Annotated in this window: 19 protein-coding genes; 11 read left to right on the plus strand and 8 right to left on the minus strand. The window is 46.9% G+C overall.

Annotated elements, in window-relative coordinates; translation table 11 throughout:
* Both B6A14_RS05275 and polA read right to left on the minus strand, forming a co-directional pair.
* A complete protein-coding gene (locus B6A14_RS05275; RefSeq protein ID WP_087909417.1) occupies positions 1 to 870 on the minus strand; it encodes a dienelactone hydrolase family protein in 870 nt (289 codons plus the stop codon).
* A 22-nt stretch (positions 871 to 892) separates the two neighbouring features.
* Positions 893 to 3,721, minus strand: coding sequence for a DNA polymerase I (gene polA / locus B6A14_RS05280; RefSeq protein WP_087909418.1), 2,829 nt, complete (start codon positions 3,719 to 3,721; stop codon positions 893 to 895).
* 82 nt (positions 3,722 to 3,803) lie between these two features.
* Between polA and B6A14_RS05285 the strand changes: the two genes are divergently transcribed.
* The 3 genes from B6A14_RS05285 to B6A14_RS05295 are packed head-to-tail and all read left to right on the plus strand — an operon-like array spanning position 3,804 to position 5,994.
* On the plus strand, positions 3,804 to 4,217 hold the full coding sequence (locus B6A14_RS05285) for a hypothetical protein (RefSeq protein ID WP_087909419.1): 414 nt from the start codon (positions 3,804 to 3,806) through the stop codon (positions 4,215 to 4,217).
* 26 nt (positions 4,218 to 4,243) lie between these two features.
* On the plus strand, positions 4,244 to 5,221 hold the full coding sequence (locus tag B6A14_RS05290) for a homoserine kinase (RefSeq protein WP_087909420.1): 978 nt from the start codon (positions 4,244 to 4,246) through the stop codon (positions 5,219 to 5,221).
* The gene (locus tag B6A14_RS05295; RefSeq protein ID WP_087909421.1) at positions 5,218 to 5,994 is read left to right on the plus strand and encodes a BPSS1780 family membrane protein; all 777 of its coding nucleotides are present in this window, start codon (positions 5,218 to 5,220) and stop codon (positions 5,992 to 5,994) included. Before B6A14_RS05290 ends, B6A14_RS05295 begins: the two co-directional genes overlap by 4 nt.
* Before the next feature lie 15 nt (positions 5,995 to 6,009).
* Here the strand turns inward: B6A14_RS05295 and B6A14_RS05300 are convergent, their stop codons facing one another.
* Positions 6,010 to 8,373, minus strand: coding sequence for a UvrD-helicase domain-containing protein (locus tag B6A14_RS05300; protein ID WP_087909422.1), 2,364 nt, complete (start codon positions 8,371 to 8,373; stop codon positions 6,010 to 6,012).
* A gap of 24 nt (positions 8,374 to 8,397) precedes the next feature.
* Here B6A14_RS05300 and B6A14_RS05305 point away from each other — a divergent pair, with 24 nt between their 5' ends.
* Both B6A14_RS05305 and galU read left to right on the plus strand, forming a co-directional pair.
* Positions 8,398 to 11,289 carry a valine--tRNA ligase gene (locus B6A14_RS05305; protein WP_087909423.1) on the plus strand — a complete coding sequence of 964 codons (2,892 nt, stop codon included), beginning with the start codon at positions 8,398 to 8,400 and terminating at the stop codon, positions 11,287 to 11,289.
* A gap of 33 nt (positions 11,290 to 11,322) precedes the next feature.
* The gene (gene galU, locus B6A14_RS05310) at positions 11,323 to 12,207 is read left to right on the plus strand and encodes a UTP--glucose-1-phosphate uridylyltransferase GalU (protein WP_087909424.1); all 885 of its coding nucleotides are present in this window, start codon (positions 11,323 to 11,325) and stop codon (positions 12,205 to 12,207) included.
* Between the two features lie 25 nt (positions 12,208 to 12,232).
* Here galU and B6A14_RS05315 read toward each other — a convergent pair whose 3' ends face one another.
* Together B6A14_RS05315 and alaS are read right to left on the minus strand one after the other, a co-directional pair.
* Entirely contained in the window at positions 12,233 to 12,460 is a 228-nt protein-coding gene (locus B6A14_RS05315) for a sulfurtransferase TusA family protein (RefSeq protein WP_087910285.1), read from the minus strand.
* 11 nt (positions 12,461 to 12,471) lie between these two features.
* Positions 12,472 to 15,096 carry an alanine--tRNA ligase gene (gene alaS, locus B6A14_RS05320; protein ID WP_087910284.1) on the minus strand — a complete coding sequence of 875 codons (2,625 nt, stop codon included), beginning with the start codon at positions 15,094 to 15,096 and terminating at the stop codon, positions 12,472 to 12,474.
* Positions 15,097 to 15,221: 125 nt separating this feature from the next.
* Between alaS and B6A14_RS05325 the strand changes: the two genes are divergently transcribed.
* The 3 genes from B6A14_RS05325 (at position 15,222) to B6A14_RS05335 (ending at position 19,064) form a co-directional block, all read left to right on the plus strand.
* Complete coding sequence (locus tag B6A14_RS05325) at positions 15,222 to 15,683, plus strand: tripartite tricarboxylate transporter TctB family protein (RefSeq protein ID WP_087909425.1); 462 nt, start codon at positions 15,222 to 15,224, stop codon at positions 15,681 to 15,683.
* Positions 15,684 to 15,702: 19 nt separating this feature from the next.
* Complete coding sequence (locus B6A14_RS05330; protein ID WP_087909426.1) at positions 15,703 to 17,208, plus strand: tripartite tricarboxylate transporter permease; 1,506 nt, start codon at positions 15,703 to 15,705, stop codon at positions 17,206 to 17,208.
* A gap of 83 nt (positions 17,209 to 17,291) precedes the next feature.
* Positions 17,292 to 19,064 carry a glutamine--tRNA ligase/YqeY domain fusion protein gene (locus tag B6A14_RS05335; protein ID WP_087910286.1) on the plus strand — a complete coding sequence of 591 codons (1,773 nt, stop codon included), beginning with the start codon at positions 17,292 to 17,294 and terminating at the stop codon, positions 19,062 to 19,064.
* On the opposite strand, the gene B6A14_RS05340 is transcribed toward B6A14_RS05335, so the two are convergent.
* On the minus strand, positions 19,045 to 19,932 hold the full coding sequence (locus B6A14_RS05340) for an SDR family oxidoreductase (protein WP_087909427.1): 888 nt from the start codon (positions 19,930 to 19,932) through the stop codon (positions 19,045 to 19,047). The genes B6A14_RS05335 and B6A14_RS05340 overlap by 20 nt on opposite strands.
* 36 nt (positions 19,933 to 19,968) lie before the next feature.
* On the opposite strand from B6A14_RS05340, the gene B6A14_RS05345 reads away from it, so the two are divergent.
* Both B6A14_RS05345 and B6A14_RS05350 read left to right on the plus strand, forming a co-directional pair.
* Positions 19,969 to 21,009, plus strand: coding sequence for a CDP-6-deoxy-delta-3,4-glucoseen reductase (locus tag B6A14_RS05345; RefSeq protein ID WP_087909428.1), 1,041 nt, complete (start codon positions 19,969 to 19,971; stop codon positions 21,007 to 21,009).
* A gap of 56 nt (positions 21,010 to 21,065) precedes the next feature.
* Complete coding sequence (locus B6A14_RS05350) at positions 21,066 to 22,259, plus strand: acetylornithine transaminase (protein WP_087909429.1); 1,194 nt, start codon at positions 21,066 to 21,068, stop codon at positions 22,257 to 22,259.
* Positions 22,260 to 22,391: 132 nt separating this feature from the next.
* Here B6A14_RS05350 and ispH read toward each other — a convergent pair whose 3' ends face one another.
* Positions 22,392 to 23,333, minus strand: coding sequence for a 4-hydroxy-3-methylbut-2-enyl diphosphate reductase (gene ispH / locus B6A14_RS05355; protein ID WP_087909430.1), 942 nt, complete (start codon positions 23,331 to 23,333; stop codon positions 22,392 to 22,394).
* A 3-nt stretch (positions 23,334 to 23,336) separates the two neighbouring features.
* The gene (locus B6A14_RS05360; protein ID WP_087909431.1) at positions 23,337 to 23,783 is read right to left on the minus strand and encodes an FKBP-type peptidyl-prolyl cis-trans isomerase; all 447 of its coding nucleotides are present in this window, start codon (positions 23,781 to 23,783) and stop codon (positions 23,337 to 23,339) included.
* A 3-nt stretch (positions 23,784 to 23,786) separates the two neighbouring features.
* On the opposite strand from B6A14_RS05360, the gene radC reads away from it, so the two are divergent.
* Positions 23,787 to 24,506: a RadC family protein gene (gene radC, locus B6A14_RS05365; protein ID WP_087909432.1), complete on the plus strand. Its 720-nt coding sequence runs from the start codon at positions 23,787 to 23,789 to the stop codon at positions 24,504 to 24,506.
* Positions 24,507 to 24,568 lie beyond the last annotated feature (62 nt).

Genomic DNA, 24,568 nt, shown 5'->3' on the forward strand with positions numbered 1-24,568 from the left:
TTAAGCTACTCCATTTTTCTTAAACCAAGCGATGCACTTCTCCCAACCATCTTTAGCAGGGCCCTCACGATAGGTTGCACGATAGTCAGCATGGAATGCATGCGGAGCATCCGGATACACCTCAAATTGAGATGCTTTAGCAGCAGGATTCTTAGCAGCAGCTTGCGCTAATGCTGCTTTCATCTGATCAACGCTCTCTAATGAAATGCCGGTATCAGCACCGCCATACAAGCCAAGTACTGGAGCTTTTAAGTCAGCAGCAATGTCCACTGGATGACGAGGATTGCCTTCAGTCTTCTCACCAATCAAACGGCCATACCAAGCAACACCAGCACGGACTTGCGGCAAGGTTGCAGAAAGCCAAGTAATACGACCACCCCAACAGAAGCCTGTGACGCCCACTCTTTTAAGATCACCGCCATTTTTACCAGCCCATACCAAAGCAGCCTGCAAATCAATTAAGACCTGTGCATCTGGAGTTTTGGCCACAATATTCTTTTGAATTTCTGCCACTGTTCCATAGGAATTGGGATCACCGGCACGAATGAATTTCTCGGGCGCTATCGCAAGATAACCCAGCTTTGCAAAACGTCTTGTGACATCTGCAATATATTCATGCACGCCAAAGATTTCACTTACCACAATAATGATAGGCAAAGATCCTTTGGATTTTTCAGGGCGCGATACGTAAGCAGGCATCTGGAAGCTTCCTACTGGAATCATTTCCTCGCCAGCTTTCAGGCCCTTGAAATCGGTCTCAATGGCAGCGGCTAGTACCGGCTCAGATGCCGCCACAAATCCAACACCAAGGGCACCTATTGCCGAAGTCTTCATGAAACCTCTTCTACTATTCTGTATTTTTTCAGTCATTCCTGTCTCCTCATCTCTGTTTCTAGTGCGCTTCTTCCCAATTATCACCAATGCCAATACTAACCACCAAGGGCACCTTTAGCTCGGCAACATTACACATTAAATCGGGTAATTTAGCCTGTAGGAGTTCGATTTCATCCATCGGGACGTCAAACACCAATTCATCATGCACCTGAAGCAGTAGTTTTGTTTTCAATTGCTCCTTTTCAAGCCAATCCTCAACTGCAATCATGGCTAATTTAATAAGATCGGCAGCAGTACCTTGCATGGGGGCATTAATTGCAGCACGTTCGGCTCCCTGGCGACGTGGACCATTCGAACCTTTGATCTCTGGCAACCAAAGACGACGCCCAAAGACCGTTTCCACATAACCATTCTCTCTAGCCTCTAAACGAGTGTGCTCCATGTACTGAGCAACCCCAGGGTAGCGGTCGAAGTATTTAGCAATATAGTTTTGGGCTGCGGAGCGCTCGATACCTAAATTGCCAGCCAAACCAAATGCACTCATACCGTAGATCAAACCAAAATTAATGACCTTGGCATAGCGACGCTGCTCAGAGCTCACTTGATCCAATGGAACACCAAAAATCTCAGCGGCAGTTGCTTGGTGGACGTCCTTACCATCTCTAAATGCAGCTAACAAATTGTCATCCTCAGCAATATGCGCCATGATGCGCAGCTCGATTTGGGAATAATCTGCCGAAAGTAATTTGCAACCATCGGCTGGCACAAACGCCTCACGAATACGACGACCCTCTTCGGTCCGCACGGGAATGTTCTGCAAATTAGGGTCGCTAGAGGCTAAGCGCCCAGTCACGGCTGTGGCTTGCGAGAAATTGGTATGCACACGACCCGTTTTTGGATCAGCCATGCGCGGAAGTTTCTCAATATAGGTGGACATCAACTTAGCCAAACTACGATAGTCCAAGATGCGTGCCGGTAAGGGGTAATCTTCTGCTAACTTTTGTAAAACCTCTTCATCAGTAGATGGCGCTCCAGACGGAGTCTTCTTGATCACCGGTAATTCCAGTTGGACAAATAGGATTTCAGCAATCTGTTTGGGTGATTGAATATTGAAAGGTTGTCCAGCAAGTTGATGAATCTCACCCTCTAATTCCAGAAGACGTTTACCAACCTGCTGACCTTGTTTAGCTAATAAAGCGGAATCAATCCGAATACCATTGCGCTCCATGATCCCGAGCACCCGCATCGCTGGCATCTCAATCTTTTCATAGACATACAACAATCCGGGGCTTTCCTGAATCTGCGGCCAGAGCTCTAAATGGAGACGGAGAGTGATGTCTGCATCTTCTGCGGCATAGTCTGTAGCGATTTTGAGATCAACTTGATCAAAGCCAATTTGATGAACTCCTTTGCCGCAGACCTCTTCATAACGAATCGTCTTCATACCCAGATGCCGCTCTGCCAAGCTATCCATATTGTGGGGAAGATGTGACTCCAATACGTAAGACTCCAGCAAGGTATCAAATGCAACACCTTTTAAGGTGATTCCATAATTCGCAAAGATATGTGCGTCGTACTTGAGGTTTTGCCCAAGCTTTAAATGCGCTTTACTTTCTAGCCAAGGCTTTAATTTCGTAAGTACGGCATCACGATTGAGTTGCACTTCACCATTTCGATGTGCGACTGGGATATAGCAGGCCTCCCCCGGCTTTACCGATAGTGAAATCCCCACCAACTCTGCAGCTAGAGCATCAAGGCTAGTGGTTTCGGTATCGACAGCCGTGAGTTCTGCAGACTCAATTTTCTTCAACCACTTCTCAAGACCTACTTCATCAGTAATGCATTCATAGTTTTTGATGATGGCGTCTTGTAAATCTTTTGTATCTTGCGATAAATCTTTAGTGGGCGAGCTTGCAATTGCCCCAGATTTTTTAGGTGAGGCACTCTCATCACTTGCTTGATTGGCGATTGGCGTACCCGCTAAGTCAAAGGTAGACTCAGGAGCCTGATGGGGCGGGCTTGTCAGCTGTTTTTCAACATCTCGCAACCAAGTCTTAAAGGCATAACGCTCAAATAGCTCTCGCAGTAGAGCGGCATCTTCAGATTTCGCATGAAGATCATCTAGGCCTGGTAAATGCGGAGATAAATCACAATCGGTTTTAACGGTAATCAGTTGACGTGCTTGAGGCAACCACTCTAATGAGGCACGTAGGTTTTCTCCAACAACACCTTTTACCTGATCGGCATTGGCCATTAAATGATCAAGATCACCAAATTCTGCTAACCATTTATTCGCTGTCTTGGGCCCCGCTTTTGGAACACCGGGAACGTTATCGACTGCATCACCAATAATGGATAAGTAGTCGACGATGCGTTCAGGTGGTACTCCAAATTTTTCAATCACGCCATTGATATCTAACTTTTCATTCGTCATCGTATTAATCAAGGTGACTGATGGATTTACCAATTGCGCTAAATCTTTATCTCCAGTGGAGATGATGGTTTCCCAACCAGCTTGAGTCGCCTGACAAGCCAATGTGCCAATCACATCATCAGCCTCTACCCCAGAAACCATTAATACCGGCCAACCCAAAGCTTTCACAATGGCATGAATCGGCTCGATTTGTTTGACCAAATCCTCAGGCATTGGGGAGCGATGAGCCTTGTACTCGGAGTACATTTCATCCCGGAAGGTCTTGCCCTTGGCATCAAAAACGCAGGCAATATGGTCAGCTTTGAGCTCAGACCGAGCTCGGCGCATCATATTAACCATGCCATAGATGGCCCCGGTGGGCTCTCCAGCCGCATTTCTGAGGTCTGGCATGGCATGGAAGGCGCGATAGAGGTAGCTAGAACCGTCTACCAACAAGAGTCTATGTTTAGTCATACCGCAATCGTACAATCTAGTTGTGAATTGCCTACAGGTCTGGTTAAGGAACCAGCCTAGAGTGGGCTTAAAAAGGTGAAAAATGATGCATGTTCTAACTAACTTAACCAGCCACATCCTCAATCAAAACCTAGCTCTCATGAGTATTTTGGTGGTTTTTGGACTTCTAGGATCTAGCTCAGTACAGGCCCAGAATAACAGTCAGGCCCTGAGCCCTTCAGAGCTGAACCGAATCAACAATCAGCCACTTGCACCTATTGCAACCCCATCTGGCGCCCTAAATTCTCCACAAAGCCGCAGCCCTAGCTATAAGTACAAAGATGCAAATGGTACAGAAATTACAGAATACAAAGATACAAATAGCCCAACGCAAGTTCAAGTAAAAACAAAGTACACGACCTATGAAATGTCCCCTCCAGACTCCGTAAAGCCTGGAGCGCAATCTGGTGAAGGTAATTTACTGAGCGTGCCAAGTATCAGTATTCCGATTCAGTAAAAAATTCACAGAATATTCGCTGCTATATGGCTGTTTTCACACCGATTGAACTCGACGATATTTCTCATTGGATCTCCGAAGACTTCAACATTGGTCAAGCCAGCGAAATTCGTGGAATTCATGGCGGTATTGAAAACTCGAATTTTTTTCTCGACACCATTCAAGCTGGCAAAAAACAAGAATACGTTTTAACCATCTTTGAAAGACTGTCAGCGCAACAGCTGCCCTACTACCTTGAGTTAATGCGCCACCTGGCAAACAAGGACATCCCTGTTCCAAAGCCGATTGAGAATCACAAAGGTGAAATTCTGTTTTCCCTCAAAGGTAAGCCAGCAGCCATTGTTAGCAAGCTACCAGGCCTATCCAGACTTCAGCCAGAAGCAAAGCACTGCGCCATGGTTGGCGAGATGCTCGCCAAGATGCATTTAGCTGGAAAAGATTTTGCAAAGACTCAAGAGAACTTGCGCAGTTTGGGATGGTGGCAAAAAACTATTCCATTAGTGTTACCGCATCTTAATACCTCACAAAAAGATTTACTCACTCACGAGCTAGCTACTCAAGAAGCATTTTTCAGCTCAGCCGCTTATGACACCATTCCCCAAGGTGCTAGCCACTGCGATCTCTTTCGCGACAACGTCTTGTTTGACACACAAGGATCAACTGATACTTCACAGGATCAATTAGGTGGTTTCTTTGACTTTTATTTTGCCGGTACTGACAAGTGGGTGTTTGATCTTGCAGTTACTGCAAATGATTGGTGTCTTGCAGATAACAAACAAGACTTAGATCCTGAGCGTCTTAATGCACTCATGAATGCTTATCAAGCAGTACGCCCTTTAACCAAAGAAGAGCAAGCAAGCTGGCCTCTCATGCTGCGTGCAGCAGCTCTTCGTTTTTGGGTATCCCGCCTTTGGGACTTTTATTTACCGAGAGATGCACAAATGCTGACACCTCATGACCCGACTCACTTTGAGCGCATTCTTCTAAGTCGTCGATCTCTATGAAACTGAATTCCGTCGCCCCCAAAGAAGGCTATACCTGGATTAGACAGGGTATTTGGCTATTCAAGCAGAATCCCCTTGGGTTCTTGATGCTGGTCTTTATGTATATCTTTGCTGCTCAATTGGCAGTAATTGTTCCAGTAATTGGTGTATTTGCTGTACTACTGCTGACACCAACATTATCGGCCGGCTTTATGACCGCTTGCCGTCAAGCAATTCAGAAAGAGCGCATCAGCCCAATGGTGTATTTAATCGCACTGAGATCTAGCGCGCTCGTTCGTAAACGCATTTTGCAATTGGGCTTGGTATATGCAGCGCTGATTTTGCTGATGAGTTTTGCATTAAGTCTCTTGGTTGATTTTGAATTACTGATTCCATTAATGACAAGCGATAAAGCCATCACGCCTGAGGCACTCCGCCAAATTTATTTGGTACTTTTTTTCGGAGGTCTTCTATACGTTCCGATAGCAATGCTGATGTGGTTCTCTCCAGTATTGATAGCCTGGGCAGATATGTCAGTTGCTCAAGCGCTCTTTTCGAGCTGCCTAGCTTGTTGGACTAATAAAGCAGCGTTCTTTTTGTATCTCTCGATTTGGAGCGTGATTCTAATTGCTATTCCACTAACAGTGGGCATGATTTTTGATGCGATCGATTTGGGTCAAGCAGCTTCTTTCATCATTGCGCCACTCTCCATGGCTGGCTTAACGGTCATGCACTGCTCTTTCTATGCAACTTGGAAGGCCTGCTTTACTGAAGAAGAAGTATTGGCTTCTTAAGATTTTCTAGGGTCATCAGTCAATTGCAGCAAGCTTAGCAATACTAAGTTGCAACCACTTTACGCCGTGGCGCTTGAAGCTCACTTGAGCGCGCGCATCAGCATCAACACCTTCTAAGCCAGTAACGCGACCCTCACCAAACTTGGTGTGAAATACATTCTGGCCAATCGTAAATGGATAATTTCCCCGTGGAGGAGAGGCCAATCTCTTTACCTCAGTGGAGGCAGACCCTACTCGCTTAGTAGGTCTTTGATGTTCACTGCCAGAGTCAAAGAAGTCATTGGATTCATACTCGCGTTGGCGGGTATAGCCATCTTGCCAGGTAGATCCCGATCTAGTGCTGCCACCCCAACGCGCATCTTTTGCTTTGGGCGTTAACCACTTCAAAGATTCGGAGGGTAATTCTTCCAAAAAACGGGAAGGCATGTTGTAGCGTACTTGTCCATGCAGCATGCGTGACTGGGTATGAGATAAATACAAACGCTCTTTCGCACGCGTAATTGCAACATACATCAAACGCCGCTCTTCCTCTAGACCATTTTGTTCATTGATACTATTTTCATGGGGGAACAGACCCTCTTCAAGACCCGTAATAAATACCGAAGTGAACTCCAATCCTTTTGCAGAGTGCACTGTCATTAACTGCACTGCATCTTGCCCAGCTTGGGCTTGGTTATCGCCCGCCTCTAAAGAGGCATGGGATAAGAAGGCGGCTAGAGGTGACACCTCCACAACGCCAGGCGCATTTTCACCAGGCAGCATCGCTGCTGCGGCATCCTGGCCATAACCCTCTTCTGCAATAAAGGCAGTAGCAGCATTAATTAATTCTTGTAAGTTCTCTACGCGATCTTGACCTTCGCGCTCTGAAAGGTAATGCTGAATCAAACCACTATGCTGAATCACAAACTCAACTGTTTCAGGTAGCGTGTTGTGACGCGTAGCTTCACGCATATGATCCACTAAGCGTACGAACCCACCGAGCGCAGCACCAGCCTTACCCTCTAAAGAAGATGCAGCTGTATATAAAGAAGATTGCTGATTTCTAGCAGCATCTTGCAAGGCCTCGATGGATCTCGCACCAATACCACGGGTTGGGAAATTAACCACCCTTGAGAATGAAGTGTCATCATTCGGGTTCTCAAGTAAACGCAAATAAGCAAGCGCATGTTTAATTTCAGCGCGCTCGAAGAATCGCAATCCGCCATATACGCGATAGGGAATAGCAGCGGAGAATAAGGCGTGCTCAATGATGCGGGACTGTGCATTGCTTCTATAAAGCAATGCTACTTCCGTACGTTTCATTCCGCTATTAATGAGCGCCTTAATTTCATCAACTAACCAAGCAGCTTCAGCATGATCACTTGGTGCTTCGTAAATTCTGACTGGCTCACCATGACCTGCATCAGTTCTGAGATTTTTACCAAGACGCTCAGAGTTATTGGCAATTAAATGATTTGCCGTGTCCAGAATGTGACCGTGTGAGCGGTAGTTCTGCTCCAACTTCACCATCAATGGGTGAAACTGCTTTTCATAAAGCCGCATGTTTTCAACGTCAGCACCACGGAAAGCATAGATACTTTGATCATCATCACCCACTGCAAAGACGGAACTACTTCCAGCACCACTCACATTAATACGACTGGCATCATGACCTGATAATAATTTGAGCCAAGCGTATTGCAAGGCATTGGTGTCCTGAAACTCATCAATCAAAATATGGCGGAAGCGTTCTTGATAATGCGTCCGAATTGCTTCGCTGTGTTTCAGTAATTCATAGCTACGCAAAAGGAGCTCAGCAAAATCGACTACGCCTTCACGCTGACATTGTTCGTCATAGGCAGCATAAAGTTGCGCCATCTTCGCCTGAAAATCATCGCCAACCGATAAATCTTTGGCGCGCTGTCCGCGTTCTTTGGCATGAGCAATAAAGTACTGCAACTGTTTTGGGGGGTACTTTTCATCATCTACCTTCAAGCCCTTCAAAAGACGCTTAATAGCTGAAAGTTGATCTTGGGTATCTAAAATCTGAAAAGTCGATGGCAAACCAGCCTCTTTGTGATGAGCTCGCAATAAACGGTTACAAAGGCCATGGAAGGTGCCGATCCACATACCCCGAGTGTTGATAGGCAACATGGTACTTAAGCGCACCATCATCTCTTTAGCGGCTTTATTGGTAAAAGTGACCGCTAGGACGCCAATCGGGGATACCTGACCAGTCTGAATCAACCAGGCTATACGGGTGGTGAGGACGCGGGTCTTACCGCTACCAGCCCCAGCCAAAATCAAGGCAGATTGGGCTTGGCCGTTTTCATTGACAGGCGGGAGGGTCACTGCCTCGCGCTGTTCTGGATTGAGGTTCGCGAGCAAGTCAGAGTACATCGCCCCAATTATAATTTGCCTCTTATGCCAAATGCCTCAAATACCCCTAATTCACCAGCGGCCAGTTCTGCAGACGAACTCGCCAAATCCTATGAACCCGCCCCGATCGAAGCCTATTGGGGCCCTGAGTGGGAACGCAGGGGTATTGCTGATGCCAGCATGGATGAAGACAAAGGTGACTTTTCAATTCAACTGCCACCACCGAACGTCACCGGCACCTTACACATGGGTCACGCTTTTAATCAGACCATCATGGATGGCCTGGTACGTCATGCCCGTATGTCTGGCAAAAATACTTTGTGGGTTCCAGGAACTGACCACGCAGGTATCGCCACCCAAATCGTTGTTGAGCGCCAGCTCGATGCCCAAAAAGTTTCTCGCCATGATTTAGGTCGTGAGAAATTTTTAGAAAAAGTATGGGAGTGGAAAGAAACTTCCGGCAATACCATCACCCGTCAGATTCGCCGCTTAGGTGCCTCGATTGATTGGGGCAAAGAATATTTCACGATGGACAGCAAAATGTCCAAGGCAGTGGTGGAAGTATTTGTACGCTTACATGAGCAAGGTTTAATTTATCGCGGCAAACGTTTAGTTAACTGGGATCCTGTTTTAGGAACTGCCGTATCTGATTTAGAAGTAGTCAGCGAAGAAGAAGATGGTTCGATGTGGCATATCCGCTATCCACTAGCTGATGGCTCGGGCCACTTAACCGTTGCCACCACCCGCCCAGAAACTCTGCTGGGTGACGTTGCGGTGATGGTGAACCCAGAAGATGAACGCTATAAACATCTCATTGGTAAGTCAGTCAACCTACCTTTATGCAATCGTCAAATTCCGATCATTGCAGATGACTATGTTGATTTGAACTTTGGTACTGGTGTGGTGAAGGTAACTCCTGCGCATGACTTTAATGACTACGCAGTAGGACAACGTCATCAATTACCGCTCATCAACATTCTCACTTTGGATGCCAAGATTAATGAGAATGCGCCAGCTGCTTACCAAGGTATGGAGCGCTTTGCCGCTCGTAAACAAATTGTTTCTGATTTAGATGCAGCAGGCCTATTAGAAAAAGTTCAGCCACACAAGCTCATGGTGCCACGGGGTGATCGCACCCAAACGATTATTGAACCCATGCTTACAGACCAATGGTTTGTAGCAATGTCTAAGCCAAGTCCTGATAACAAATATCAACCTGGCTCATCCATCGCTGGCGCTGCCTTAGATGCAGTTACTAAAGGTGACATTAAGCTCGTTCCAGAAAACTGGATTAATACTTATACGCAGTGGCTAGCCAATATTCAAGACTGGTGCATCTCTCGTCAACTCTGGTGGGGCCATCAAATCCCGGCTTGGTATGGCGATGATGGTCAGATCTTTGTTGCGCGCTCTGAAGAAGAAGCCAAAGCGAAAGCTGCTGCTGCAGGCTATACCGGCAAACTTAATCGTGACCCTGATGTTCTAGATACCTGGTTTAGCTCAGCCCTGGTTCCATTCAGCTCTCTGGGCTGGCCTGAAGAAACGCCTGCTTTAAATCACTTCTTGCCATCGTCAGTTTTAGTGACTGGCTTTGACATCATTTTCTTCTGGGTAGCGCGCATGGTCATGATGACCTGCCACTTCACTGGCAAGGTGCCATTCCATACTGTCTACGTCCATGGCTTAGTACGCGATGCCGAAGGTCAAAAGATGAGTAAGTCCAAAGGCAATACCTTAGACCCCATTGATTTGATCGATGGCATCCAGATTGAAGAGTTGGCCGGAAAACGTACCACTGGCTTGATGAATCCCAAGCAAGCAGAAAGCATTAGCAAGAAAACTAAGAAAGAGTTTCCAGATGGCATTCCTGCTTTTGGAACGGATGCCTTGCGTTTTACTTTTGCGTCTCTGGCATCTCTTGGTCGCAATATTAATTTTGACCAGAAGCGTTGTGAGGGCTATCGCAACTTCTGCAATAAGCTTTGGAATGCAACTCGCTTTGTTTTGATGAACTGTCCAGGTAGCGATGAAGACAATGGCTTAGCACCTTGTGACAATCAATGCGGGCCCGAAGGTTATTTAGATTTCTCACCGGCAGATAAATGGATTGTTTCTCAATTACAAAGAACTGAGGCTGAGGTTGCTAAAGGCTTTGAGAACTATCGCTTTGACAACATTGCCGGCAGCATCTACCAATTTGTTTGGGATGAGTATTGCGACTGGTATCTAGAGCTTGCTAAGGTCCAACTGCAAACAGGAACTCTGGCACAACAACGCGCTACCCGCCGCACCCTATTGCGCGTCCTTGAAACCATCTTACGAATGGCGCACCCACTGATTCCATTTATCACCGAGACTCTTTGGCAAACTGTTGGTCCAAAGTCTGGAAAAGATTTGGCTAAACAAGCGAAGCAAACGATTGCACTCCAGCCCTACCCCGTTTCTCAGCCAGAAAAAATCGATGAGAAAAGCGAGGCCTGGGTAGCACAAATCAAAGCGATTGTGGATGCCTGCAGAAACTTGCGCGGTGAAATGCAAGTTCCTCCTGGTCAAAAAGTACCACTTTGGATTTATGGTCCAGAAGAATTCCTAGCAAGAGCTACCCCTTATTTGACAGCCCTCGCTAAATTAACTGAAGTCAAAATCTATAGCGATGAGTCTGCCCTAGAAAAAGATGCTCCTGGGGCACCAATTGCTCTGATAGGTAATATCAAACTCTTGCTCAAAATTGAGGTGGATGTTGCCGCTGAACGCATTCGCCTTAGCAAAGAAATTGAGCGTCTTGCAAATGAGATCGGCAAGGCCAAGGGCAAATTAAGCAATGAGAGCTTTGTGGCTCGCGCACCAGCTGAGGTTGTCGCCCAAGAACAGCAACGTCTGACTGGTTTTGAGCAAAATCATGAGAAGCTTGTTGCACAATTAGAGCGTCTGAAATAAAACTGCAGCAAATCCAGAGCGATCGGAATCCTTATGCCATTAGCCACTAAAGCCGTTACCAAAGCCGTTTTTCCTGTTGCCGGTTTAGGCACTCGTTTCTTGCCTGCCACCAAGGCAAGCCCGAAAGAGATGCTCAATGTGGTTGATAAACCTCTCATTCAGTATGCGGTTGAAGAAGCTATTGCCGCCGGTATTACTGAAATGATTTTTGTTACCGGTCGCAGCAAGCGTGCGATTGAAGATCACTTTGATAAAGCGTATGAACTTGAAGCAGAGCTTGAGGCTAAAAATAAAACAGCTTTACTAGAGATAGTCCGCAGCGTTAAACCCAGTCACGTGGATTGTGTGTACGTCCGCCAACCTGAAGCCTTAGGTCTAGGTCATGCAGTGTTGTGTGCTGAAAAATTAGTTCGTGACGAACCCTTTGCCATCATCCTAGCGGATGACTTATTGGATGGGCAAACACCCGTACTCAAGCAAATGCTCAAGGTGTTTGATGAGCAAAATGGTTCTGTGATTGCTGTAGAGAAAATCGATCCCGCTAAGAGCGGTTCATACGGCATCGTCTCTGGCGCTGAAGTGGCCAAGGGCATCTACCGTCTTAACGGCATTGTAGAAAAGCCGCAACCTAAAGATGCCCCCTCTAACTTAGCTGTTGTGGGTCGCTATGTTCTATCCTCTGATATTTTCAGTCACATTCGCAATCTCAAACCTGGTGCTGGTGGCGAGATTCAATTGACTGATGCAATTGCTTCCTTACTCAAAGAAGAGCCTGTATTTGCTTATGAATACGATGGTGTTCGCTATGACTGCGGTAGCAAGCTTGGCTACCTCAAGGCTTCGGTTGAATTCGCCTTACGCCATCCTGAGTTGAGCTCTGACTTTGCAGCCTACTTAAAGGGCCGCTCCTTAACCTAAGACGTTTGGGTTTTCCGGATCTTGCTTATCTTCTCTTGAGGAAGAAAACCAGGACATCACCTTCAGTAGTGCTGGCAATGAGTTCATTGCCGGTTTGTTTGGCAAACGCTGGAAAGTCGTGTGCCGCACCTGCATCAGTAGCCTTAACCTTCAGCACATCCCCCGATTGCAAAGTTGCCAAAGCCTTCTTGGTGCGCAAAATTGGTAAGGGGCAATTCATGCCAATCGCATCTACCTCTGCGGTAAAGACAATATTTTGATCGCTCATTTGCTAGCCACCCAGTCTTTAACACCTTCCAATGCCGCGCCCAACTTGCTTGGGTCATTACCACCAGCCATTGCCATTTCTGGCTTACCGCCACCCTTGCCGCCTACTTGCTGAGCAACAAAGTTCACGAGATCACCTGCTTTTACTTTTCCGATAGAGTCAGCAGTCACGCCGGCAATCAGACTGACCTTATCGCCCTGGACAGATGCCAACACAATTGCTGCAGTTTTAAGTTTAGCTTTGAGTGCATCCATCGTTTCACGTAAGACCCCTGCATCAGCACCATCTAAACGGGCCGCTAATACTTTGAGGCCATTGATATCAATTGCTTGACCAGCTAACTCGTCACCTTGGCTTGCAGCCAACTTCGAGTTCACCTTTTCTAGCTCACGTTCAGCATGGCGCAAGCTCTCTTGTAATTGCGCAACGCGGTTTACTAAGTCGCCTGGATGGGTTTTCAGAATCGCTGCAGCTTCATTAATCTTATCTTCCATGCTTTGTAGGAATTGAAGCGCATTATTACCAGTGACCGCCTCAACACGGCGAATACCAGCAGCTACACCACCCTCAGAAACAATCTTGAGGCTACCGATATCACCAGTGCGAGATACGTGCGTACCGCCACACAACTCTTTAGAGCTACCAATTTCTAGAACGCGCACTTCTTCGCCATACTTTTCACCAAAAAGCATCATGGCACCAGTCTTTTGGGCATCGTCTAAAGACATCACCTTGCCTGAGGTAGCAGTGTTCTCCAAAATCTCTTGATTCACAATGTCTTCTATTTTGCGAATTTGCTCAGCTGTAATAGGGGCATTGTGCGTAAAGTCAAAACGGGTCTTAGAAGCATCTACTAATGAACCTTTTTGCTGTACATGATCGCCTAGCACTTCGCGCAAAGCTTTGTGCAGAATATGGGTAGCGCTGTGATTACGCATGGTATCGGTTCTTTGCTGAACATCAACTAAAGCATTGAGCGCATCACCCACCTTCAGCTCACCCTCGAGTAGCTCACCCTGATGCCCAAAGACATCAGCCTGAATCTTGAAGGTATCTTCCACTGCAAAGCGAACGGTCTCATTGCGAAGCTCGCCTTTATCGCCAACCTGGCCACCAGACTCCGCATAGAAAGGAGTGTGATCCAACACGATCACTACAGCATCACCCGCCTTCACTGACGTCACAGGAGATCCATCCACATACAAAGCGCTTACCCTAGCGCCCTCGTGTTTTAAGGTGTTGTAACCATGAAATTGAGTAGGCTGGCCTTTGTAATCCAAGCCTTGAGCAACTTTGAACTTACCGGCCGCCCTAGCTTGATCGCGCTGCTTTTGCATTGCCACTTCAAAACCTACGGCATCAACTGTCACACCACGCTCACGACAAACGTCAGCCGTTAAATCTAGAGGGAAACCAAAAGTATCATGCAAGCGGAAAGCAGTTTCTCCATCAACTACTTTTGCACCGCCTGCCAATGCGCCATCCAGTATTTCCATACCATTGGCAATCGTTTGGAAGAACCGCTCTTCTTCTTGCTTCAGCACTTCAGCCACTTTATCTTGAGCAGCACGCAACTCTGGATAAGCTTCGCCCATCTCTTTTACCAAGGAAGGTACTAATTGGTAAAAGAATGGTTTACGTGCGCCTAACTTATAGCCATGACGAATGGCACGACGGGCAATACGACGCAATACATATCCGCGGCCTGCATTACCCGGAATCACGCCATCGACAACGATAAAGCTGCAAGCACGAATGTGGTCAGCAATCACTTTCAGAGATGGGCTTTGCGCATCACAGTTTTGGCCACCAGCAGCATCCACTGCATCCTTGGAAGCCTTGAGGAGATTGACGAAAAGATCAATCTCATAGTTAGAATTTACATGCTGCAAAACAGCAGCAATACGCTCAAGACCCATGCCAGTATCCACGCTGGGCTTGGGTAGTAAATGCATGACACCTGCTTCATCGCGGTTGAACTGCATGAAGACGTTGTTCCAAATTTCAATATAGCGATCACCATCTTCATCTGGACTGCCTGGAGGGCCGCCAGGAATATGATCGCCGTGGTCATAGAAAATTTCTGTACAAGGACCACATGGTCCGGTATCACCCATCATCCAGAAATTGTCAGAAGCGTAACGCGCGCCCTTGTTATCGCCGATACGAATAATGCGGTCTGCTGGAATGCCAATCTGCTTATTCCAAATCTCATAAGCCTCGTCATCCTCGGCATACACAGTGACCAATAGCTTTTCTTTGGGCAACTTAAATTCTTGCGTCAATAAATCCCATGCAAGCTGAATCGCATCCTTCTTGAAGTAATCTCCAAACGAAAAATTACCCAACATCTCAAAAAAGGTGTGGTGACGTGCGGTATAGCCAACGTTATCCAAGTCATTGTGTTTACCGCCCGCCCGGATGCACTTTTGTGCAGTCGTGGCCCGGCTGTAGGGACGCTTATCAAAGCCTAAAAACACGTCTTTGAACTGGTTCATACCCGCATTGGTAAATAGCAAGGTAGGATCATCCCCCGGAACTACCGGACTGGATGGAACGATTTGGTGGCCTTTTCGGGCAAAGAAATCCAGGTATGCCTGGCGAATTTGGGAGACTTTCATGGCAATAATTATCGCATTGGCCACCTTCTAGGGCAAACCCTAGAAAAGATACCCCTTGGGTGCTTTACAATCCCACAACATCAATAAATAGATCGGCGTTTGAGTCGATTCACAAGGAGCACAACTTGAAAGTTCGCAACCAACGGGATTTGGGGGCTGGGATCATGTATATGGTCATTGGCGCCTTCTTTGCCATCATAGCAACCCGATACCAAATGGGCACTGCGGCCAAAATGGGTCCTGGCTATTTCCCATTCTATTTAGGCCTTCTGATGTTCTTCCTGGGCTTGCTAGTAGCCGTTAAGGCATTTAGCGCTAAAGCTGCGATTGAATCAATCCCCAAATTTAACTGGCGGATCATTGCTCAAATTACTGGTGCTGTAGTTCTCTACGGACTTTTGCTTCCAAGACTCGGTTTTCTGATTGCTGTGGTGGTTTTGGTTTTCGTAGCAGCAAGTGCCAGCAGAGAGTTCACCTGGAAAGGTACTCTGATTAATGCTGCCTTCTTAGTGACCTTCACTTACTCAGTTTTTGTATTGGGTCTGAAACTTCAGTTCCCGCTCCTGCCAGCATTCCTACAACAATAAAGAACCGGGACACTACAAAATGGATTTATTTGCTAATTTAGGTCTCGGTTTTGAAACCGCATTTACCTTACAAAATCTCATGTACTGCCTCATCGGCTGTATTTTGGGAACTCTCATCGGCGTGCTGCCTGGCTTAGGCCCTATCGCTACTATTGCGATGCTTTTACCAGCAACCTACGCATTACCTCCAATTGCTGCATTGATCATGTTGGCTGGTATTTATTACGGCTCACAGTATGGCGGATCTACAACAGCGATTCTTCTCAACATTCCCGGGGAGACGTCGTCAGTGGTGACCGCAATTGATGGCTACCAAATGGCCCGCAATGGCCGGGCTGGTGTCGCTTTGTTTACTGCTGGAACCGCATCCTTCTTTGCAGGTTGTGTAGCAACTTTAGTCTTAGCTGCTTTTGCTGCCCCACTCTCGCAGCTTGCGTTTAAGTTTGGTCCTGCGGAGTACTTCTCGCTGATGGTCTTAGGTCTAATTGGTGCGGTTGTTCTGGCATCCGGCTCTTTGATCAAAGCGATCGGCATGATCATCTTGGGTTTGTTAATGGGCTTAATTGGTACTGACGTGAACTCTGGTGTTTCACGCTATGCGTTTGATATTCCTGAATTGAGCGATGGCATCGGTTTCGTTGCGGTTGCTATGGGTGTATTTGGCTTCGCTGAAATCATGGGCAACCTTGAAAAAACTGGTGACGACGAAGGCTTCCTCAATAAATTGACCAGTATGGTTCCAAGCAAAAACGATTTAAAGCGTATGGTCCCATCCATTTTGCGTGGCACAACGATTGGTTCCGTCTTAGGTATCCTGCCTGGCGGCGGCGCAGCCTTGGCAGCATTCGGCGCCTACTCAGTTGAAAAGAAATCCTCCAAGTACAGCCATGAATTTGGTAAGGGTGCGATTGAAGGTGTTGCAGGTCCTGAGGCAGCAAACAATGCTGCAGCTCAAACCTCATTCATTCCACTACTGACTTTAGGTATCCCACCAAATGCTGTGATGGCGTTGATGGTTGGTGCGATGACTATTCATAACATTCAGCCAGGTCCACAAGTGATGACCAGCAACCCAGCATTGTTCTGGGGCTTGATCGCGTCGATGTGGATTGGTAACGTGATGCTGATTCTCTTGAACTTGCCACTGATTGGTATCTGGGTAAAGCTCTTGAAGATTCCTTATCGCTTCCTATATCCAGCAATTTTGGTGTTCTGCTGTATCGGTGTGTACACCGTGAACAACACCGTGTTTGACGTATACGTAACTGCAGGCTTTGGCTTGATTGGTTACCTGTTCTTCAAACTTGGTTGTGAACCTCCTCCATTGCTTTTGGGCTTCGTGCTCGGACCAATGATGGAAGAGAACTTCCGTCGTGCACTATTACTGTCACGCGGCGACTTCACCACCTTCCTGACACGCCCACTTTCCTTAGGGTTGCTGATTGCCGCAGCCCTTTTGGTAGTGATCGTGGCCCTGCCAGCAGTGAAGAAGACTCGCGAAGAGGCATTTGCCGAAGAAGATTAAATTTAATCATCCAACAGGAAACGAGCCCGCAGCAGTTTGCGGGCTTTTTCTTTATGGGTCATGGTTTTCTCTACAATGTGGCTATGTCCCAAGATAGCAAACCCTCTAAAGCCAATACTAGTGCTTTGGCCGAGCCCTCCAACTTCTTACGTCAGATCATTGATCATGACTTAGCAAGTGGTGCTTTTTCACAGAGAACCAATTTGGCTGGCGAGGTAATTCCATCGATCATCACCCGTTTTCCGCCCGAACCAAATGGCTATTTACATATTGGTCATGCAAAAAGTATTTGCTTAAACTTTGGGCTTGCCGCTGACTACAACAATCAGCCCGGTGGCGCGCGTTGCAATATGCGACTTGATGACACCAACCCAGTTAAGGAGGATGTTGAATACGCCGACAGTATTTTGGATGCTGTCAAATGGTTAGGCTTTGATTGGGGCACTCACCTTTACCATGCGAGCGACTACTTTGATCGTCTTTACGAATTTGCCGAAATTCTGATTCAGAATGGCAAAGCTTATGTCGATAGCCAAAGCGCTGATGATATTCACACCAATCGTGGCAACTTTGGTCAAGCTGGAAAAAATAGTCCTTATCGAGATCGCAGTCCAGAGGAGAACCTTTCTCTGTTCCGTGAGATGCGGGATGGCAAGTTCAAAGATGGTGAACACGTTCTACGCCTAAAGATTGATATGGCGCATCCGAATATTGTGATGCGTGACCCAGTGGTCTACCGTATTCGCCACACCGATCACCATCGCACGGGCAGTAAGTGGTGCATTTACCCCTTGTACGACTTCACGCACTGTATTTCTGATGCGCTAGAGAATGTCTCTCACTCTATTTGTACGCTTGAGTTTGAAAACAATCGCCCTCTTTACGATTGGATCGTCAATTCTCTTAAAGAATTGGGTGTGTTTAAAGATCCCGTGCCACATCAGTATGAATTTGCACGTCTGAATTTGACTTACACCATCACTAGTAAACGCAAGTTATTGCAACTTGTAGAAGAAAAGCATGTTGATGGCTGGGATGATCCCCGCATGCCGACCATTGTCGGTATCCGTCGTCGCGGCTACACCCCAGAAAGTATTCGCTTGTTCTGCGAGCGTATTGGTGTATCCAAAGCAGATAGCTGGATCGATATGAGCACTTTGGATCAAGCCCTGCGAGATGATCTTGAAGTCAGAGCGCCCCGCGCTACAGCAGTACTCAAGCCACTCAAGCTGGTGATTGAAAACTTTGATGCTGCTAGCAAAGAATCATGCTCAGCGCCACGTCATCCACAGCATCCTGAATGGGGTAATCGTGAATTTAATTTCACCCGCGAATTGTGGATTGAAGAAGATGACTTCATGAAAGAACCTATTAAAGGTTTCTTCAGATTATTTCCACCTATTGGAGATCAGCCTGGAAGCCGTGTACGTTTGCGTCATGGCTTTGTAATTGAATGCACCGGCTTTGAGACTGATGCCAATGGCAATGTCATTCAGGTGAACGCGACCCACTTCCCTGATAGCAAGAGCGGTACTCCTGGCTCAAATAACTATAAGGTGAAAGGCAATATTCACTGGATTAGCGCTGCTGAAGCTATTGCTACTGAAGTGCGTCTATACGATCACCTCTTTAGCGACCCGCATCCCGATAGTGGTGATAAGAATTTCTTGGACGCCATTAATCCGAACTCTAAGCAAACCATTTCTGCTTACCTAGAACCTTGTATGAGGGATATCAAAGCTGGAGAACGTTTCCAGTTTGAGCGCCATGGCTACTTTGTTGCTGACGAATCTGATTCAAAACCTGGTAAGCCGGTATTTAATCGTACCGTTGGCCTTAAGGATTCTTGGAAATAGTTTTCAGAAAATGGCCTACGCTCGGATAGCATAGCGGCCTTTTTAATTCATGCAGGCGGGTATTGGTTACTCTTCTTGACTCACGCATAAATGACCACAGCATTGGGCTGACTAATTTTTGTAATTGAGCGCCCGGCATTCTAGGCGGTCGATCTAGACCGAAAGCATCAGCCACCTCATCAAAGTAATCACCCATTTTGGTTTCACCACCGTCACACGTATTGATAACTCTCTGTGGCCTGCCGTGATAAACCGCAGCACATACTAAGCTCGCTAAATCATCGCTATGAATGTGATTGGAATAAGCGTCCTCTTCAGAAATTAGTGCTGGTGTTTTAGACTGCAGACGCTCAATAGGTAGACGGTTGGCGGCATAAATTCCTGGCACACGCAAAATCGTTAAAGCCACCCCATGAGCGGGTGCCCATAAACGTAATGCGCGCTCAGCATCCACTCTTCTTTGGGCGCGCTCACTCTGAGGGCTGACTGGGGTTGCTTCGCTGACTTTAGCGCCCCCATGATCCCCATAGACACCTGTGGTGCTGATATAGATTAGACGCCTGACGGCATTAGATCCTTGGGCTAAAATTCGGATTAGGTTGCGGGTTCGGCAATCACGATTTCCTTGGTTTTGGGGGGGTGCTAGATGAATGATGGTTTGAGCTAAACCCGATAGGCGCCACAAAGTTTCTGGCTGATCCAGATTACCCAACAGTGGAATCGCGCCAGCCTCCCTCAACTCCTGAAAACGACTTTGTTGAGAAGTTAAAGCAAAAACTCGATGACTACGGGCAAGCTGTTTTACCACCCGAAGACCAATGTCACCGCAGCCAATAATCAGGATTGAAGGTTTACCAAAAGATTGCATAAGTAATATCGTAACGATTTATTGAAAGGAATGAGAGTGTCTTATCAGGTCACGCTCAAAACGAGCGGCAAACAATTTACCGTTAACCAAGATGAAACACTCCTGGAGGCCGCTCTGCGTCAAGGCATCAAGCTGCCCTATGGCTGCAAAAACGGTGCTTGCGGATCCTGCAAAGGCAAAATCATCGAAGGTCAGGTAACCCATGGCCAGCATAGCGAGAGCGCCTTAAGTAAGTCTGATGAGACTACCGGTAGCACTTTATTTTGTTGCGCCCATCCCCAGTCCGATCTGTTGATTGAGGCTCGTGAAGTTCAGGGCGCTGGCGATATTGCTATTCGGAAAGTTCCTTGTCGAGTCAATACGATTGAACGTCCTAGTCATGATGTCACTATTTTGAAGCTACAACTTCCAGCTGCTGAACGCTTTCAGTTCCTGGCAGGCCAGTATCTGGAGTTCCTCCTTAAGGATGGCCAGCGCCGTGCCTACTCCATTGCCAATGCCCCAGACCAAGAAGGTCCGCTTGAGTTACATATCCGTCATTTACCTGGCGGCGTATTTACCGACTTTGTGTTTGGGACAAGCAGCCCGGCATTGAAAGAAAAAGATATCCTGCGCTTTGAAGGTCCTTTGGGTAGCTTCTTTCTCAGAGAAGATTCTCAGAAACCCATCGTTTTTGTTGCTGCAGGGACTGGCTTTGCCCCGATCAAATCCATCATCGAGCAAATGCAGGCTAAAAAGATTCAAAGGCCCATTGAGCTTTATTGGGGTGGACGTCGCCCTGGCGATCTCTACCTAGATGATTTATGCAAGGCCTGGCAAAAAGAGATTCCTAATCTCAAGTACATTCCGGTGATCTCAGATGCCCTTGAAGAGGATGCCTGGAGTGGTCGAATTGGTTTTGTCCATCAAGCTGTGATGGCAGATCATCCCGATATGAAGGGCCTTCAGGTCTATGCCTGTGGCGCACCAGTCATGGTAAATGCCGCACGGGACGACTTTTCATCCAAATGTCACCTGCCTGAGGAAGAATTCTTCGCAGACTCATTTACTAGTGCCGCAGATTTAGCCACCAACTAAATTCCGATAAAGTTAGATAATAGAAACCTTAATAGCCTCAATTACCCAAGTTCAGCATGAATAAGCCAGCCAAAGCGATCGACACCCATGCAGTGATGTTCATCACCCAACGTCCAGACGTCATCATGGTCGAGGGCAAGGGTTCATGGTTAACGGACAACAATGGCAAACGGTATTTAGATTTCTTGCAAGGTTGGGCTGTGAATTGCTTAGGTCACAGCAATTCTGGAATAGTCGAAGCACTCAACGCGCAAGCAAAAAAACTGATTAATCCAAGTCCAGCGTTTTATAACGAACCAATGATTGGTTTATCCAATCTGCTCACAGAAAATAGTTGCTTTGACAAAGTCTTTTTTGCTAACAGCGGCGCTGAAGCAAACGAGGGTGCTATCAAACTTGCGCGCAAATGGGGTCAACTCCATAAGAATGGTGCTTTTGAAATCATTACCTTTGATCACAGTTTTCATGGTCGTACCATCGCAACCATGAGCGCCTCAGGCAAACCAGGCTGGGACACGATGTTTGCTCCACAAGTTGCTGGATTTCCAAAAGCAGATTTGAATGATTTGGATTCTGTCAAAAAACTGGTGACCGATAAAACCGTTGCAGTCATGCTTGAGCCAGTTCAAGGTGAAGGCGGTGTTATTCCTAGCACTAAAGAATTTATGCTTGAACTGCGCAAGTTCACCAAAGAAAACAACATTCTTCTCATTGCCGATGAGGTGCAGGCAGGCTGCGGCCGTACTGGCACCCTCTTTGCCTATCAGCAATACGGGATTGAGCCAGACATCATGACTTTAGGTAAAGGTATTGGTGGTGGCGTTCCGCTGGCAGCCCTGATGGCTACCAATGCAGCGGCTTGCTTTGTGCCAGGCGACCAGGGCGGCACTTATAACGGCAATCCACTGATGACTGCTGTAGGCATTAGTGTGATTGAGCAACTATTGGCTCCAGGATTTTTAGATAGCGTCAAAGCTAAAGGTGAATTACTTAAATCAGAATTACTCAAGCTGGTTGCAGAATTTAATCTTGAGGGTGAGCGTGGTGAAGGTTTATTGCGTGCCCTCATGCTTGGCAAAGATACCGGTGGAAAATTGGTCGAGCTCGCTCGCGATCGAAGTCCTGAAGGTCTATTAATCAACTCACCAAGACCAAACTTATTACGCTTTATGCCTGCTTTGAATGTCAGTGAGGATGAGATTCGTCAGATGTGCGGCATGCTGCGTGAGCTACTCAAACAAACCGCTTAAGGCTATTTCCTAAGTAGGCTGTTCACACTCTAGAGTCTTACAGCAACTCTTTACCAGAGCCGCTCAAGGAAATTAATCCACTTTCCATGACATAAGCGCGATTCGCCATACGCGCTAACTGGTGATCAAACTTCAGTCGACTAAATTTTTAGGCAATGAAAATATAACGTCCTCGACTACGCCATCTAAGGCGCGAACATGTCGTGGACCAAATTCTTGAATACGCGCCACTATAGATTGCGCAAGGCTTTCAGGGGCTGATGCACCAGCAGTTAAGCCGATACGCTTTTTACCCACAAACCATTCGGGCCGCAGTTGCTCGGGGGCATCCACCATGTAAGAAGGTACGCCTAATTTTTCCGATAATTCTCTCAGGCGATTCGAGTTTGAACTTGCTGCACTTCCCACCACAATAACTAACTCCACTTGTGGAGCCATAAATTTCACAGCATCTTGACGATTCTGAGTGGCATAACAAATATCTTGTTTACGCGGCTGAACAATATTAGGGAATTTTTTCGTGAGCGCCCCAACAATTTCTTTGGTTTCATCTACTGACAATGTAGTTTGGGTCACGAATGCAATCTTCTCATCGCTTGGGAAAGATAAAGATTGGACATCAGCAATATTCTCAACCAGAAAGACTCCCTCTTTCACCTGGCCCATAGTTCCCTCAACCTCAGGGTGTCCTGCATGACCAATCATCAAAACAGTAAAGCCGTCTTTGCACATCTTGACCACTTCAAAATGCACCTTAGTGACCAATGGGCAAGTAGCGTCATACACCTGCAAGCCACGCTCTTGAGCATCTTTGCGTACCTCTTGAGAGACGCCATGAGCGCTGAACACCACGATTCCACCTTTAGGAACCTCATGCAGCTCTTCCACAAATACCGCGCCCTTCTCTCGCAATTCATTTACAACATAAGCGTTATGAACAATTTCATGGCGTACATAAATTGGCGCGCCAAAACGGGTCAGAGCTTCATTCACAATATTGATTGCGCGATCAACGCCCGCACAAAAACCCCGGGGCTGGGCCATCAAAATTTCAAGCTTATCTGGATTAGTCATGTTTTAAAGAATCGCCACGATTTCTGCTTCAAAAGTAACGGGCCTACCGGCCAAGGGATGATTAAAGTCAAACCACGCACCTTCATCATTAATCGATTGCAAAACACCTGCATATTGAGCGCCGCCCGGCGCATTAAATTCAATCACATCGCCTGGATTAAATTCCGTATCGGCATCGCGACCTTCCTTCAGGGCATTCAAAGAAACCCATTGCACCAAATCTTCTTTGCGCTCGCCAAAACTCTCTTCCGGAGGTAGTAAAGCGCTTTTCTTCTCGCCAACCCCAAGCCCTAACAACACTTTCTCAAAACAAGGTGCAAATTGTCCAGAACCCATCAGAACCGTCGCAGGACGATCAACAAAAGTATTGATGTAATCCTCCCCATTGGGCAAAGTGAGCCGATAGTTGAGGGTCAGGTAGGAATTCGGCAGAACGGCAAGCTTAGTCATAAGATGATTGTATCTAGGCCAGCGAAAACTGTGCACTCCCCAATCACCAATTGGCCCAAAAATGAGCAGCCTCGGGAGAAATTGAGGATTCATGGCGCAGCCGCGCTTTCGGATGCAGAACTGCTCGCCATCTTTTTGCGTGTTGGTGTTCGGGGTAAAAGTGCAGTGGGTCTAGCAAAAGATTTACTTCACCATTTTGGAAGCCTCCCCCGCTTATTAGGCTGTAGTCGCGAAGAATTGACCCGCATCCATGGGATGGGGCTATCCAAATGGTCACAAATCCAAGCGGCTTATGAGTTGGTGAAGCGCAGTCTTGAGGAGGGTCTGGCCCAGGACTCTATCTTTTCCTCGCCAAGCCATGTCAGGGAGTTCTTGCAGGCCAAAATTGGTCGTTTGCCACATGAGGTCTTCCTTTGCCTCTACCTGGACTCACGCCTTCATCTCATAGAGTGTCAGGAGCTATTTAGGGGGTCTATTACCCATACAGCGGTATATCCCCGAGAAATCCTGAAGGAGGCCCTTTCTAGAAACGCGAGCGCCCTCATCGTGGCCCATAACCACCCCAGTGGCAACCCATTACCAAGCGAGTCGGACCAAGATCTAACTAGAACCCTCCAAAATGCCCTGCAATTAGTGGATATTGCGCTTCTTGACCACTGCATAGTAAGCGGTAGTGGTTTTTTCTCTTTTTCGGACTCAGGCCTTATGAATATTAGCATTTAATGGTAGTAATTACTAACTTATTGGCAATTTTAAATATTTTTCACCCATTTTGTCGTCTAAAG

Source organism: Polynucleobacter hirudinilacicola (genome assembly GCF_002192535.1).
In the GTDB taxonomy this organism is placed as follows: Bacteria; Pseudomonadota; Gammaproteobacteria; order Burkholderiales; family Burkholderiaceae; genus Polynucleobacter; species Polynucleobacter hirudinilacicola.

Coding starts and splice junctions, on each gene's coding strand:
- B6A14_RS05340 (WP_087909427.1), bottom strand. CDS start 19,932: ATGCAATCTTTTGGTAAACCTTCAATCCTGATTATTGGCTGCGGTGAC.
- radC (WP_087909432.1), top strand. CDS start 23,787: ATGATTGTATCTAGGCCAGCGAAAACTGTGCACTCCCCAATCACCAAT.
- B6A14_RS05290 (WP_087909420.1), top strand. CDS start 4,244: ATGGCTGTTTTCACACCGATTGAACTCGACGATATTTCTCATTGGATC.
- B6A14_RS05360 (WP_087909431.1), bottom strand. CDS start 23,783: ATGACTAAGCTTGCCGTTCTGCCGAATTCCTACCTGACCCTCAACTAT.
- B6A14_RS05335 (WP_087910286.1), top strand. CDS start 17,292: ATGTCCCAAGATAGCAAACCCTCTAAAGCCAATACTAGTGCTTTGGCC.
- B6A14_RS05330 (WP_087909426.1), top strand. CDS start 15,703: ATGGATTTATTTGCTAATTTAGGTCTCGGTTTTGAAACCGCATTTACC.
- B6A14_RS05350 (WP_087909429.1), top strand. CDS start 21,066: ATGAATAAGCCAGCCAAAGCGATCGACACCCATGCAGTGATGTTCATC.
- ispH (WP_087909430.1), bottom strand. CDS start 23,333: ATGACTAATCCAGATAAGCTTGAAATTTTGATGGCCCAGCCCCGGGGT.
- galU (WP_087909424.1), top strand. CDS start 11,323: ATGCCATTAGCCACTAAAGCCGTTACCAAAGCCGTTTTTCCTGTTGCC.
- B6A14_RS05305 (WP_087909423.1), top strand. CDS start 8,398: ATGCCAAATGCCTCAAATACCCCTAATTCACCAGCGGCCAGTTCTGCA.
- B6A14_RS05275 (WP_087909417.1), bottom strand. CDS start 870: ATGACTGAAAAAATACAGAATAGTAGAAGAGGTTTCATGAAGACTTCG.
- B6A14_RS05295 (WP_087909421.1), top strand. CDS start 5,218: ATGAAACTGAATTCCGTCGCCCCCAAAGAAGGCTATACCTGGATTAGA.
- B6A14_RS05300 (WP_087909422.1), bottom strand. CDS start 8,373: ATGTACTCTGACTTGCTCGCGAACCTCAATCCAGAACAGCGCGAGGCA.
- alaS (WP_087910284.1), bottom strand. CDS start 15,096: ATGAAAGTCTCCCAAATTCGCCAGGCATACCTGGATTTCTTTGCCCGA.
- polA (WP_087909418.1), bottom strand. CDS start 3,721: ATGACTAAACATAGACTCTTGTTGGTAGACGGTTCTAGCTACCTCTAT.
- B6A14_RS05285 (WP_087909419.1), top strand. CDS start 3,804: ATGATGCATGTTCTAACTAACTTAACCAGCCACATCCTCAATCAAAAC.